General features: G+C 54.0%; 13 protein-coding genes and 1 pseudogene. 11 read left to right on the top strand and 3 right to left on the bottom strand.

The window, feature by feature from the left end:
• Positions 1-59 precede the first annotated feature (59 nt).
• The 5 genes from alr (at position 60) to AB182_RS23350 (ending at position 4,359) form a co-directional block, all read left to right on the top strand.
• The gene (gene alr, locus AB182_RS23370; protein ID WP_047372183.1) at positions 60-1,139 is read left to right on the top strand and encodes an alanine racemase; all 1,080 of its coding nucleotides are present in this window, start codon (positions 60-62) and stop codon (positions 1,137-1,139) included.
• A gap of 247 nt (positions 1,140-1,386) precedes the next feature.
• Entirely contained in the window at positions 1,387-2,580 is a 1,194-nt protein-coding gene (tyrB, locus tag AB182_RS23365) for an aromatic amino acid transaminase (RefSeq protein ID WP_047372182.1), read from the top strand.
• Positions 2,581-2,763: 183 nt separating this feature from the next.
• Positions 2,764-3,468: an acid phosphatase AphA gene (gene aphA / locus AB182_RS23360; protein ID WP_047372181.1), complete on the top strand. Its 705-nt coding sequence runs from the start codon at positions 2,764-2,766 to the stop codon at positions 3,466-3,468.
• 103 nt (positions 3,469-3,571) lie between these two features.
• Positions 3,572-3,988 (top strand): secondary thiamine-phosphate synthase enzyme YjbQ, encoded by a 417-nt coding sequence (locus AB182_RS23355; protein WP_047372180.1) that lies wholly within the window; start codon positions 3,572-3,574, stop codon positions 3,986-3,988.
• A 2-nt stretch (positions 3,989-3,990) separates the two neighbouring features.
• Positions 3,991-4,359: an MmcQ/YjbR family DNA-binding protein gene (locus AB182_RS23350; RefSeq protein ID WP_047372179.1), complete on the top strand. Its 369-nt coding sequence runs from the start codon at positions 3,991-3,993 to the stop codon at positions 4,357-4,359.
• Between the two features lie 14 nt (positions 4,360-4,373).
• Here the strand turns inward: AB182_RS23350 and uvrA are convergent, their stop codons facing one another.
• The gene (uvrA, locus tag AB182_RS23345) at positions 4,374-7,199 is read right to left on the bottom strand and encodes an excinuclease ABC subunit UvrA (RefSeq protein WP_047372178.1); all 2,826 of its coding nucleotides are present in this window, start codon (positions 7,197-7,199) and stop codon (positions 4,374-4,376) included.
• Between the two features lie 249 nt (positions 7,200-7,448).
• Here uvrA and ssb1 point away from each other — a divergent pair, with 249 nt between their 5' ends.
• Positions 7,449-7,985, top strand: coding sequence for a single-stranded DNA-binding protein SSB1 (gene ssb1, locus AB182_RS23340; RefSeq protein ID WP_039077898.1), 537 nt, complete (start codon positions 7,449-7,451; stop codon positions 7,983-7,985).
• Positions 7,986-8,093: 108 nt separating this feature from the next.
• On the opposite strand, the gene AB182_RS23335 is transcribed toward ssb1, so the two are convergent.
• Complete coding sequence (locus tag AB182_RS23335) at positions 8,094-8,375, bottom strand: YjcB family protein (protein ID WP_047372177.1); 282 nt, start codon at positions 8,373-8,375, stop codon at positions 8,094-8,096.
• A gap of 433 nt (positions 8,376-8,808) precedes the next feature.
• On the opposite strand from AB182_RS23335, the gene AB182_RS23330 reads away from it, so the two are divergent.
• Together AB182_RS23330 and AB182_RS23325 are read left to right on the top strand one after the other, a co-directional pair.
• Positions 8,809-9,506 (top strand): IS1 family transposase gene (locus tag AB182_RS23330; RefSeq protein ID WP_223883564.1). Its coding sequence is split into 2 segments (ribosomal slippage): positions 8,809-9,058 and positions 9,058-9,506, totalling 699 coding nucleotides; the frame shifts between segments, so codons are not numbered across the junction.
• A gap of 16 nt (positions 9,507-9,522) precedes the next feature.
• A pseudogene (locus AB182_RS23325) lies at positions 9,523-9,849 on the top strand (EAL domain-containing protein); the annotation flags it as partial.
• Positions 9,850-9,864: 15 nt separating this feature from the next.
• Here AB182_RS23325 and soxS read toward each other — a convergent pair.
• The gene (soxS, locus tag AB182_RS23320; RefSeq protein WP_047372175.1) at positions 9,865-10,188 is read right to left on the bottom strand and encodes a superoxide response transcriptional regulator SoxS; all 324 of its coding nucleotides are present in this window, start codon (positions 10,186-10,188) and stop codon (positions 9,865-9,867) included.
• An 80-nt stretch (positions 10,189-10,268) separates the two neighbouring features.
• On the opposite strand from soxS, the gene soxR reads away from it, so the two are divergent.
• The 3 genes from soxR (at position 10,269) to ghxP (ending at position 13,355) form a co-directional block, all read left to right on the top strand.
• On the top strand, positions 10,269-10,727 hold the full coding sequence (soxR, locus tag AB182_RS23315) for a redox-sensitive transcriptional activator SoxR (RefSeq protein ID WP_047372174.1): 459 nt from the start codon (positions 10,269-10,271) through the stop codon (positions 10,725-10,727).
• Between the two features lie 303 nt (positions 10,728-11,030).
• Complete coding sequence (locus tag AB182_RS23310; RefSeq protein WP_047372173.1) at positions 11,031-11,699, top strand: glutathione S-transferase family protein; 669 nt, start codon at positions 11,031-11,033, stop codon at positions 11,697-11,699.
• A 306-nt stretch (positions 11,700-12,005) separates the two neighbouring features.
• Entirely contained in the window at positions 12,006-13,355 is a 1,350-nt protein-coding gene (ghxP, locus tag AB182_RS23305; protein ID WP_047372172.1) for a guanine/hypoxanthine transporter GhxP, read from the top strand.
• Positions 13,356-13,485: the final 130 nt, after the last annotated feature.

The following is a 13,485-nucleotide window of genomic DNA, read 5'->3' as shown; positions in this document are numbered from 1 at the left end:
GACTTGCCGCCTTGCTGCAACGCGAATGACTTTGGAGATTCTTTTAATAAGGAATTCAAATGCAAGCGGCAACTGTTGTAGTCAACCGCCGCGCTCTGCGACACAACCTTCAACGTCTGCGCGAACTGGCTCCCGCCAGCCGCCTGGTTGCGATTGTGAAAGCGAACGCTTACGGACACGGTCTTCTTGAGACCGCGCGAACGCTCCCCGATGCCGACGCTTTCGGCGTCGCCCGTCTCGAAGAGGCCCTTCACCTGCGCGAGGGGGGCATTACCCACCGCATCCTCTTGCTTGAAGGATTTTTTACCGCTGACGAGCTACCGCTGGTTTCAGCGCATCACCTTGATGCCGTAGTGCATAGCATGGAGCAACTCGCGGCGCTGGAGGCGGCGCAGCTCGCTGAGCCTGTTACCGTGTGGATGAAGCTTGATACCGGTATGCACCGCCTTGGCTTTCACCCGGCGCAGGCAGATGCGGTTTACCAGCGCCTGAGCCAGTGTAAGAATGTGCGCCAGCCGGTGAACATTGTCAGCCACTTTGCCCGTGCCGATGAGCCGGACTGTGGCGCGACAGAACGTCAGCTCGATATCTTCACCACCTTTAGTGATGGCAAGCCGGGCCAGCGTTCAATTGCCGCATCCGGTGGTACGCTGCTGTGGCCGCAGGCCCATTTTGACTGGGTACGTCCGGGCATCATTCTCTATGGGGTGTCACCGCTCGATCGTCACCCCTGGGGGGCTGACTTTGGCTTCCAGCCCGCGATGACCCTGACCTCCAGCCTGATTGCCGTACGCGAGCACAATGCGGGGGATGCGGTCGGTTATGGTGGAACCTGGGTGAGCGAGCGTGACACACGCCTTGGGGTGGTGGCGATGGGCTATGGCGATGGTTATCCGCGTGCGGCCCCGTCCGGGACGCCGGTGCTGGTCAATGGTCGCGAAGTCCCGATTGTTGGCCGGGTGGCGATGGATATGATTTGCGTCGATTTAGGGCCGGATGCCCAGGATGCCGTTGGCGATTCGGTTGTCTTCTGGGGGGACGGTTTGCCCGTTGAGCGCATTGCGGAAATCACCGGGATCAGCGCCTACGAATTGATTACGCGCCTGACGTCACGTGCTGCTTTGAAATACGTCGATTAACATAGCGTCGACCCCGCCCGTAGCCCTGGCAAGCTTTTGCGCCGCCGGGGGAGTACCCGGATGCGGCGCAAGCGCCTTATCCGGGATATGATTTTGCCGCGCTGGCGTTTGGTTTTCTCCCTCTCCCCGTGGGAGAGGGCCGGGGTGAGGGCATCAGACGATCAGGTGCAAACATCCCGCTCGATCTTCTTTCTCTTCCGGTTTATTGTGTCTTATTCTTCCTACTGTAAACCTGGAGAACCGCCAAGTGTTCCAAAAAGTTGACGCCTACGCTGGCGACCCCATCCTGAGTCTGATGGAGCGTTTCAAAGAAGACCCTCGCAGCGACAAAGTTAACCTCAGCATCGGGTTGTATTACAACGAAGATGGCATCATCCCACAGCTACAGGCCGTTGCCGAAGCCGAGGCCCGCCTCAATGCTCAGCCACACGGTGCGTCTCTCTATCTGCCGATGGAAGGTTTGAATACTTATCGTCACACCATAGTGCCGTTGTTATTTGGCGCAGAGCACCCGGTGGTGGCGCAAAAACGCGTGGCAACGATCCAGACGCTGGGCGGCTCCGGCGCGCTTAAAGTGGGTGCTGATTTTCTGAAACGCTACTTCCCGGATTCCGCTGTTTGGGTCAGCGATCCCACCTGGGAAAACCATGTCGCCATTTTTGAAGGCGCGGGCTTTAAGGTCAGCACCTATCCCTGGTTCGACAGCGAAACCAATGGTGTACGTTTTACCGCGCTGCTGGAAAAACTCGATACCCTGCCGGAGAAGAGCATCGTTCTGCTACACCCATGCTGCCATAACCCGACCGGCTCAGATTTAACGAACGCGCAGTGGGATGAGGTGGTAAACGTGCTGAAAGCCCGTAACCTGATTCCTTTCCTCGACATTGCCTACCAGGGTTTTGGCGGCGGTATGGAAGAGGATGCGTACGCAATCCGTGCGATTGCTGACGCGGGTTTACCGGCGCTGGTCAGCAATTCGTTTTCCAAAATTTTCTCCCTCTATGGCGAACGTGTAGGCGGACTCTCTGTTATCTGTGAAGATGCGGAAACGGCGTCTCGCGTCCTGGGCCAGTTGAAAGCGACGGTGCGTCGAAACTACTCCAGCCCGCCAAACTTCGGTGCGCAGGTTGTTGCCACGGTACTGGGCGATACGGCGCTGAAAGCCTCATGGCTGGCGGAAGTCGAGACAATGCGAACACGCATTCTGGCGATGCGTCAGGAACTGGTGAATGTGCTGAAAGAGGCCGTTCCGGGGCGAAACTTTGACTATCTGCTTAAACAACGCGGTATGTTCAGTTACACCGGCCTGAGTGCTGCCCAGGTTGACCGTCTGCGTGAAGAGTTTGGTGTCTACCTCATTGCCAGTGGCCGTATGTGCGTTGCCGGGCTTAATAGCCGCAATGTGCACCGTGTCGCTCAGGCATTTGCCGCTGTGATGTAAATGACGCATTTTTTCCTCCCTTCATGGAGGAAAATGTCGCGATCCTGCTACGAATATTCCTGTTTACGCTGATGAAACCGCAGAAACGCCTTCCTTTCACCCGTGTCTGAGGGTATGGTCGGAGAGCTTTTTGATGCTTTACACGCCATCTGACAATAACGGACTGAAAATTTAGGGATAAATATGCGAAAGTTCACATTAGCCCTCTGCTTATCGTTTTCGCTCACCGGCGCGTTCTTTGCCCAGGCTTCGACGCCGACGCCGGACAGCACAGGTACCAACGTTGCCAAATTGGCTGAACAGGCCCCCATTCACTGGGTCTCCGTCGTTCAGCTCGAACGCAGCCTTGTGGATCGCCCACCGATGGCCGTTGGGTTTGATATCGACGATACGGTTCTGTTTTCCAGTCCTGGTTTCTGGCGCGGCAAAAAAATGTACTCTCCGGATAGCGAAGCCTATCTCCGGAACCCGGAATTCTGGGAGAAAATGAACAACGGCTGGGATGAATTCAGTATTCCCAAAGAGGTCGCGCGGGCGTTGATCGCGCTGCATGTGAAACGCGGCGACAGTATTTATTTCATTACCGGTCGTACTCAGACGGCGACGGAAACCGTCACCAAAACCCTGCAGGAAGATTTTTTGATTCCGGCAGCGAATATGAACCCGGTGATTTTTGCTGGGGTGCAAGACGGTCAGAACAGTAAGACGCAGTGGCTGGCCGATAAGCAAATCAAAATCTTCTATGGCGACTCGGACGACGATATGACGGCGGCGAAAGCGAGTGAGGCCCGACCGGTACGCATCCTGCGCGCATCGAATTCAACCTATCGTCCGCTGCCGCAAGCGGGGGCATTTGGTGAAGAGGTGATCGTAAATTCCGAGTATTAAGATTGTGCTGTTGTTTTTTTAAGCAAATCTGGTCTGTCGGGTTTTACCTTTCGCCGACTTGCTGCACACTTAAAAAGATTCGTCTTTTAAAAGGAAGCAGCAGATGTGGTATCAACAGACTCTTGTACTTGGGGCAAAACCCCGGGGTTTTCATCTGATCACTGATGAGGTGCTGGGGCAGATCCGCGATCTGTCTCGCATCAGAACAGGCTTGTTGCATCTGCTTCTCCAGCATACTTCCGCTTCTCTCACCCTCAATGAAAATTGCGACCCTACCGTACGTCACGATATGGAACAGCATTTTCTGCGAGCGGTGCCGGATAACGCCCACTACGAGCATGACTATGAAGGCGCGGACGATATGCCTTCGCATATCAAGTCTTCTGTGCTGGGTGTGTCGTTATCACTTCCTGTCGCCAGCGGGCGCGTTCAGCTTGGGACGTGGCAGGGGATTTGGCTGGGAGAGCATCGCATCCACGGCGGTTCGCGAAAGATCATCGCGACGCTACAAGGGGAATAAAGATGACAATTTCGGAGTTATTGCAGTATTGCATGGCAAAGCCGGGTGCTGAGCAGAGCGTACACAGCGACTGGAAGGCCACGCAGATAAAAGTTTCAGACGTGTTGTTCGCGATGGTAAAAGAGGTGGAAGGCCGCCCGGCGGCCTCTTTGAAAACCAGTCCGGAACTGGCTGAGCTACTGCGTCAGCAACATAGTGACGTGCGCCCAAGCAAGCACCTGAACAAAGCACACTGGAGCACCGTCTATCTTGATGGCTCGCTACCGGATTCGCAGATTTACTACCTTGTGGATGCCTCATACAAGCAGGCGATAGAACTGTTGCCTGAACAGGTCAGGCAACAGCTTTACTCCGCCTCATCCAGGGCTTAATACAGCCCGGAAGGTTATTTCAGCATCGGTTTCAGGAATCGCGCCGTGTGTGAGGCTTCACACTCGGCGACGGTTTCTGGCGTGCCGGACACGAGGATTTCCCCGCCGCCGCTGCCGCCTTCCGGACCGAGATCGACAATCCAGTCTGCGGTTTTGATCACGTCCAGATTATGCTCAATCACCACGATGGTATTGCCCTGGTCACGTAACTGATGCAGGACGTCCAGCAGTTGCTGAATATCGGCAAAGTGCAGACCGGTGGTCGGTTCATCCAGAATATAGAGCGTCTGGCCGGTACCGCGTTTCGACAGTTCTCGCGCCAGCTTCACGCGCTGTGCCTCACCGCCGGAGAGCGTCGTCGCTGACTGACCCAGGCGGATATACGTCAGGCCTACGTCCATCAATGTCTGCAGCTTGCGCGCCAGCGCCGGGACGGCATCAAAGAATTCACGGGCTTCTTCGATAGTCATATCCAGCACTTCGTGGATAGTTTTGCCTTTGTACTTAATCTCCAGCGTTTCGCGGTTATAGCGTTTGCCTTTGCACTGGTCGCACGGCACATAGATATCCGGCAGAAAGTGCATCTCAACCTTGATCACGCCGTCGCCCTGGCAGGCTTCGCAGCGTCCACCACGGACGTTAAAGCTGAAACGCCCTGGGGTATAGCCGCGTGAACGGGATTCCGGCACACCGGCAAACAGTTCACGAACCGGGGTGAAAACACCGGTATAGGTCGCCGGGTTGGAACGTGGCGTACGGCCAATCGGACTCTGGTCGATATCAATGACTTTGTCGAAATGTTCCAGCCCCTGAATATCACGATAAGGTGCGGGTTCGGCGATGGTGGCACCGTTCAACTGGCGCTGGGCTATCGGAAACAACGTGTCGTTGATCAGCGTGGATTTACCCGAACCAGAGACCCCGGTGATGCAGGTGAAAAGCCCTACCGGCAGCGTCAGCGTTACGTCTTTCAGGTTGTTGCCGCGCGCCCCGGTCAGTTTGAGCACTTTTTCCGGATCGGCTTTAACACGATTTTTCGGCACCGCAATCTGGCGTTTGCCGCTCATATACTGCCCGGTGAGGGATTCCGGCACGGCCATAATCGCCTCCAGCGGGCCTTCGGCGACCACCTGTCCGCCATGCACCCCGGCGCCCGGGCCGATATCGATAACATGGTCTGCGGCGCGAATGGCATCTTCATCATGTTCGACCACGATGACCGTGTTGCCGAGGTTACGCAGGTGGATCAGCGTACCGAGCAGACGTTCGTTATCGCGCTGATGCAGGCCGATGGACGGCTCATCCAGCACATACATGACGCCCACCAGACCTGCGCCAATCTGGCTGGCGAGACGGATACGCTGCGCCTCACCGCCGGAAAGGGTTTCAGCGGAACGGGAAAGCGTCAGGTAATTCAGGCCGACGTTAACCAGGAATTTCAGGCGATCGCCAATCTCTTTCAGCACTTTTTCAGCGATTTTCGCGCGCTGGCCGGACAGTTTCAGATTATTGAAGAAGTCCATTGCGTGACCGATGCTCATGTCAGAGATGGTCGGTAACGGCGTATTTTCCACGAAAACATGGCGAGCTTCACGACGCAGGCGCGTACCTTCGCAGGTGGCACAAGGACGGTTGCTGATAAATTTCGCCAGCTCTTCACGCACCGCGCTGGATTCCGTCTCTTTATAGCGGCGTTCCATATTATGCAGCACGCCTTCGAACGGGTGGCGGCGCACGGAGGTATCGCCACGGTCGTTCATGTATTTGAATTCAATACTCTCTTTGCCGGAGCCGAACAGCACCACTTTATGTACGGTAGGGCTGAGGCTCTCCCATGGCGCTTCCACATCAAATTTGTAGTGATCGGCCAGAGATTTCAGCATCTGGAAATAGTAGAAATTACGGCGATCCCAGCCGCGAATAGCGCCCCCAGCCAGCGACAGTTCCGGGTTTTGGATCACGCGGTCAGGATCGAAATATTGCTGTACGCCGAGGCCATCACAGGTCGGGCAGGCACCTGCGGGATTGTTAAAGGAGAACAGGCGCGGTTCCAGCTCGCGCATGCTATAGCCGCAAATAGGGCAGGCGAAGTTGGCCGAGAAAAGCAGCTCTTCGGCTTTGGAATCATCCATGTCGGCGACCACGGCCGTGCCTCCGGAAAGCTCCAGCGCTGTTTCGAATGACTCTGCCAGACGCTGCGCCAGATCCTCGCGCACTTTAAAGCGGTCGATCACAACTTCAATGGTGTGTTTCTTTTGCAGCTCCAGCTTCGGCGGATCGGACAGATCGCAAACCTCGCCATCAATACGCGCGCGGATATAACCCTGGCTTGCCAGGTTTTCCAGCGTTTTGGTGTGTTCGCCTTTACGTTCTTTTATCACCGGCGCCAGCAGCATCAGACGTTTGCCTTCCGGCTGCGCCAGTACATTGTCGACCATCTGGCTGACAGTCTGCGCCGCCAGCGGAACGTCATGGTCCGGGCAGCGCGGCTCGCCTACGCGGGCAAACAACAGACGCAGATAGTCATGAATTTCGGTAATTGTCCCGACGGTAGAGCGCGGGTTATGCGAGGTCGACTTCTGCTCAATAGAAATAGCAGGAGAGAGCCCTTCAATATGGTCAACGTCAGGCTTTTCCATCAGCGAAAGAAACTGACGGGCATAAGCGGAAAGAGATTCAACGTAGCGACGCTGCCCTTCGGCATAAAGAGTGTCGAAAGCCAGTGAAGATTTACCCGAACCCGACAGACCGGTAACGACAATCAATTTGTCGCGTGGAATGACGAGGTTGATGTTTTTGAGATTATGGGTGCGCGCGCCCCGTACTTCGATCTTATCCATTCACCTTTCCCGGTAATAACTCGGCATGCCTGGTCGATTTGAAGGACAACCGGCGGTCAGAAACGGCTAATTATGACACAATTTAACCTGGCTGGATATACAGTATTGGAATGCGGTACTTGGCAAATTGTGCAACAATGTACAGTCCGCGAGAACTCTGGAAGATGCTTCGAAACTTTCGAAAGACCACGTGGAAATGGTACACTCCCGCGCTTACACTATTTAGAAATGTTTTCAGGAGACACGATCATGGCCAGCAGAGGCGTAAACAAGGTGATTCTCGTCGGTAATCTGGGGCAGGACCCGGAAGTACGCTATATGCCGAGTGGTGGTGCAGTGGCCAACATTACGCTGGCGACCTCCGAATCCTGGCGTGATAAAGCGACCGGCGAAATGAAAGAGCAGACTGAATGGCACCGCGTTGTGCTGTTCGGCAAACTGGCGGAAGTGGCCGGTGAATATCTGCGTAAAGGTTCTCAGGTCTATATCGAAGGTCAGTTGCGTACCCGCAAATGGACCGATCAGTCCGGCGCTGAGAAATACACGACCGAAGTCGTGGTTAACGTGGGCGGCACCATGCAGATGCTGGGTGGCCGTCAGGGCGGCGGTGCTCCGGCAGGCGGCAATATGGGCGGCGGCCAGGGCCAGCAAGGTGGTTGGGGTCAACCTCAACAGCCGCAGGGCGGTAACCAGTTCAGCGGCGGCGCGCAGTCTCGCCCACAGCAGTCCGCTCCGGCGCCGTCTAACGAACCGCCGATGGACTTCGACGACGATATTCCGTTCTGATTGCAGGCCATCGGCCTTATCAGCGCGACCCGTTCTGGGAAACGTATCGACAAAAACCCCGCGCTGCGGGGTTTTTTGTGACCTGGTGACGTTATGAAGGGCTTACTGTCAGGTAATCACCATCGGCCATTCGGGAGAAGATTTCTCTGACATCTCCGTCATGATATTGATGACGTTGTGCCAGACGGCATGGACATCGACCATCGTAATGCCCAGCAGGCCCGTCGCGAACCAGCAAGCGGCTACCAGACCGAGGCCGCTGCTTATCACAGCAAGACCTACATAATCTGCTTTACGAAAGCGAATGTTCAATGTGCTGGCCATAAACATCAGCACTGCACTCAGTATCTGCCAACGAAGAAGAACGACACTGGTGGTTAATGTTGCCATGAAAACGATCCTCGAAAGAAAAACTTTCAGGCACAAGGGGATACGCCATGAGCCTGATCAATGTGTGCAGGCGCAGAAAATCTGCTGAAATAACGTTCTACGTTGAAACAGTGTTCTCTGTCTCAAGAATGTGTGAACTATATCACATTTGTTCTTTTATTCGCCAGTGTGCAAATGAGCAAAATTGTCTGTGCAAAGGGGCATTTTGCGTCCAGGGGAAGCGATCCCCGATGTGACGATATCGTTTTGCTATGGCCACGAGGAATCCTTTTAAATTCATGAAGATACTTCTATTGTGATTTCATGCCTATTTTGCCAGAGTTGGCACTTTTCGGAACATCGATTATTCTTGATCGAATAGTTATATATATCTTGATGGGTAATGGTGCCAACTTACTGATTTAGTGTACGATGGTGTTTTTGAGGTTCTCCCGTGGCTTCCATCTCCATCAGTTGTCCCTCCTGCTCAGCTACTGAAGGCGTGGTGCGTAACGGTAAAAGTACTGCCGGACATCAGCGCTATCTCTGCTCTCACTGCCGTAAAACATGGCAGCTACAGTTCACTTACACCGCCTCTCAGCCCGGTACACACCAGAAAATTATTGATATGGCCATGAATGGCGTCGGATGTCGCGCCAGTGCACGCATTATGGGCGTTGGCCTCAACACGATTTTACGACACTTAAAAAACTCAGGCCGCAGTCGGTAAACTCACGCATACAACCGGGCAGTGACGTCATTGTTTGCGCGGAAATGGACGAACAGTGGGGTTACGTCGGCGCTAAATCACGCCAGCGCTGGTTGTTTTACGCGTATGACAGGATACGGAGGACGGTTGTGGCGCACGTATTCGGTGAACGCACGTTGGCCACGCTGGAGCGTCTTCTGGGCCTGCTGTCGGCCTTTGAGGTCGTGGTATGGATGACGGATGGCTGGCCGCTTTATGAATCACGCCTGAAGGGAGAACTGCACGTTATCAGCAAGCGATATACGCAGCGCATTGAGCGGCATAACCTGAATCTGAGGCAGCATCTGGCAAGGCTGGGCAGGAAGTCACTGTCGTTCTCAAAATCGGTGGAGCTGCATGACAAAGTCATCGGGCATTATCTGAACATAAAACACTATCAGTAAGTTGGAGTCATTACCAGGTTACGAGGTGGCGATTGATGACTTCGGAACCGGTTACTCGAACTTGCACAACCTGTACTCCCTCAATGTCGATATCTTAAAGATCGATAAATCCTTTATCGATACCCTGACGACCAATAGCACCAGCCACCTGATCGCCGAGCACATCATTGAGATGGCACACAGTTTGCGCCTGAAGATTATCGCGGAGGGTGTGGAAACAGCAGAACAGGTAACCTGGTTACTTAAGCGTGGCGTGCAGTACTGTCAGGGATGGCATTTTGCGAAGGCACTGCCGCCACAGGAGTTTAAAGCCTGGGTCGCGCAGCCACCTTCGCTAAAGTAATCATCCCGGCGACACTTACGCATGGTGGCGATAGTCGCTGGGAGTCCGATCGAATTCCCGACGAAACACGCGTGAAAACGTTTGTTGCGAAACGTAGCCCAGATCCATCGCAATATCAAAAATGGGACGCCGCGTAGTACGCAGTGCTTCCGCAGCCAGTAGCAGACGGCGCTGACGAATATAGTCGCCCAGCGTCTGATGCATCACGGTACGAAACATTCTCTGCAAATACCATTTTGAATATCCGGACTTTCTGGCGACTACATCAATGTTCAACGGTTGGTCGATATGTTCATCAATCCATTCCGTAAGGGTCTGAATAATTTGCTGATGGGACATAGAGCTGCCTCTTTCTCGATTCGTCGTTTTGTCTGCGGTGGAGTATAATTCCTCAAGTTAACTTGAGGTAAAGAGGTTTTATGGAAAAGAAAACACCGCGTATCAAGACGCTGCTTACGCCCGGCGAAGTGGCGAAACGCAGCGGCGTGGCCGTTTCCGCGCTGCATTTTTACGAAAGCAAAGGGCTTATAAAAAGTACCCGTAATGCCGGTAATCAACGTCGCTATAAGCGCGATGTATTACGTTATGTGGCGATCATTAAAATCGCCCAGCGTATTGGTATTCCTCTGTCGACCATCGGCGATGCATTTGGCGTACTGCCGGAAGGGCATACGCTAAGCGCGAAAGAGTGGAAGCACCTTTCGTCACAGTGGCGCGAAGAGTTAGACAGGCGTATTCACACGCTGGTGGCGTTACGTGATGATCTGGATGGTTGTATTGGCTGCGGTTGTCTGTCCCACAGTGATTGCCCGCTACGAAATCCTGGGGACCAGTTAGGTGCTCAGGGCACAGGGGCACGGCTGCTGGAAAGCGATTAGCCGAAAAAAGGCAGTCCCCCGGTGGCGCTGATGGGGCGACAGCAATGCAAAAAACTAAAGCGCCCACCTGGGGCGCTTTAGTCGGTCCGGTCTTTGTCTTTCTCTCTATCCCAATCTGTTATGGGAGGGTTTCCCCCGACATCAGCACCCCTCAATATGTTGGAGGTTCCGGATTGTGCTGACACTTTTAGTCTAGGCAATGGCGAAAATTTCGCCACATCAGAACCCTTTTTTTTAGGAAATTTTTCATCCAAAGGGCAAGCTTTTCTATAGTTAATTCGAATAACTCAGCGGGAGCCTGTCATGCTCAAAGTTCACCATCTTAATCAGTCTCGTTCTCAGCGCATTCTGTGGGCGCTGGAAGAATTGGGTTTACCGTATCAACTCATTCATTATCAACGTGAAAAAAACATGCTGGCCCCAGCGTCACTCAAAAAAGTGCATCCGTTGGGCAAATCACCGGTGCTTGAGGACGACGATCTCATCATTGCTGAATCCGGCGCTATCCTGGAATATTTACAGGAGACCTACGATACAAACAGCCAGTTGAAGCCACAGGAGAGAGAGTTACGTCAGCAGTATCGCTTTTGGCTGCATTATGCCGAAGGATCGTTGATGCCTTTATTATTAATGAAGCTGGTTTTCACCAGTCTCGGTAAACCACCGGTGCCGTTTGGTGTGCGAACGATAGGAAAAATGCTTGGCCAGGGCATCCAGAAAGCCTGGCTTAATAAGCAAATTGAAACCCACGCGCGTTTTATCGAGTCGCAGCTGGCGGTGAAGCCCTGGTTTGCCGGAGAGCAGTTAAGCATGGCCGACATTCAGATGAGTTTCCCGATTTTCGCATTGCTGTCGCGAGGCGGTATTACCGATCTTCCGCATACGCAGTCATGGAAAAAGCGCGTTGAAATGCGCCCGGCCTGGCAACGGGCGATTGAGCAGGGCGGCCCTTTTGATCTCCCCGGTGCGTAATAATGATCCTGAAATGTTGCAAAGTTGCGCAGGGACGATAACGTTTGCGCATCGGTCGGTTAATTCTTCATCGTCATAAGCGAAAATTAGCAAAAAGCGGCAAAGTTCAGTTGAAAAGCGATATCTAAACGCTGGATAATCGTTTGCCTTTTTTGACCAACCGTTTTGTATGCGCGGAGTTAATCGTTTGCTTTTTGTGACACCCCTTCGTCACAACGCAGCTCAGGGAGACGACGTTTAACCGGCAGTGGACACTGTCCGCCACGCATATCAACGAAAGATAAAAACTCTCAGGGGATGTTTCCTATGTCTACGCCTTCTGCGCGTACCGGCGGTTCGCTTGACGCCTTATTTAAAATTTCTGCTCGCGGCAGTACTGTTCGTCAGGAAATTGTTGCTGGTTTAACCACGTTTCTGGCGATGGTCTATTCCGTTATCGTCGTGCCTGGCATGCTCGGTAAAGCGGGCTTCCCGCCAGCGGCGGTGTTTGTCGCTACCTGCCTGGTTGCTGGTGTAGGTTCGATTGTCATGGGTCTGTGGGCAAACCTGCCGCTGGCGATTGGTTGTGCCATCTCACTGACCGCGTTCACCGCGTTCAGCCTGGTGCTGGGTCAACATATCAGTGTTCCGGTCGCTCTGGGTGCCGTGTTCCTGATGGGTGTGCTCTTTACCGTTATTTCCGCAACCGGCATCCGTAGCTGGATCCTGCGCAACCTGCCGCAAGGTGTTGCGCACGGCACCGGTATCGGTATCGGTCTGTTCCTGCTGCTGATCGCAGCGAACGGCGTAGGCCTGGTTATCAAGAACCCGCTGGACGGCCTGCCGGTCACGCTGGGTCATTTCGCCAGCTTCCCGGTGATCATGTCGCTGATTGGCCTCGCGGTGATCATCGGTCTGGAAAAACTGAAAGTACCGGGTGGCATCCTGCTGACCATCATTGGTGTCTCGATTGTCGGGCTGATCTTCGACCCGAGCGTGCACTTCTCCGGTATTTTCGCTATGCCATCGCTGAGCGATGATAAAGGCAACTCCCTGATCGGCAGCCTGGATATCGTTGGCGCGTTAAACCCGGTCGTGCTGCCAAGTGTGCTGGCGCTGGTGATGACGGCGGTATTCGATGCTACCGGTACTATCCGTGCGGTAGCCGGTCAGGCGAATCTGCTGGATAAAGACGGCCAGATTATCGATGGCGGCAAAGCGCTGACCACCGACTCCCTGAGCAGCGTGTTCTCCGGTCTGGTGGGCGCAGCGCCTGCAGCGGTGTACATCGAGTCTGCGGCGGGTACGGCGGCAGGCGGTAAAACCGGCCTGACAGCGATCACCGTTGGCGTGCTGTTCCTGTTGATTCTGTTCCTCTCTCCACTCTCCTACCTGGTTCCGGCTTACGCTACGGCTCCGGCGTTGATGTACGTAGGTCTGCTGATGCTGAGCAACGTGGCGAAGATCGACTTTGCCGACTTCGTTGATGCGATGTCCGGTCTGATCACCGCAGTATTCATCGTACTCACCTGTAACATCGTTACCGGCATTATGATCGGTTTTGCCTCTCTGGTGATTGGTCGCGTGGTCTCCGGTGATTTCCGTAAACTGAATATCGGTACTGTGGTTATCGCCGTGGCGCTGGTTGCTTTCTATGCTGGCGGCTGGGCAATCTAATATCCCGCTTCATGTGTAAAACGGGTGGCTCAGGCCGCCCGTTTTCATTTTTTGCGCACATCCTGTTTCCTTTGCGTTAAGCTGAATGTTCTATCATCAAGGCATGACGCCTTAATAAAAAACATCGCAA

This window comes from Phytobacter ursingii, assembly GCF_001022135.1.
Taxonomy (GTDB): domain Bacteria; phylum Pseudomonadota; class Gammaproteobacteria; order Enterobacterales; family Enterobacteriaceae; genus Phytobacter; species Phytobacter ursingii.
This window is presented reverse-complemented; position numbering and strand designations above follow the sequence as displayed.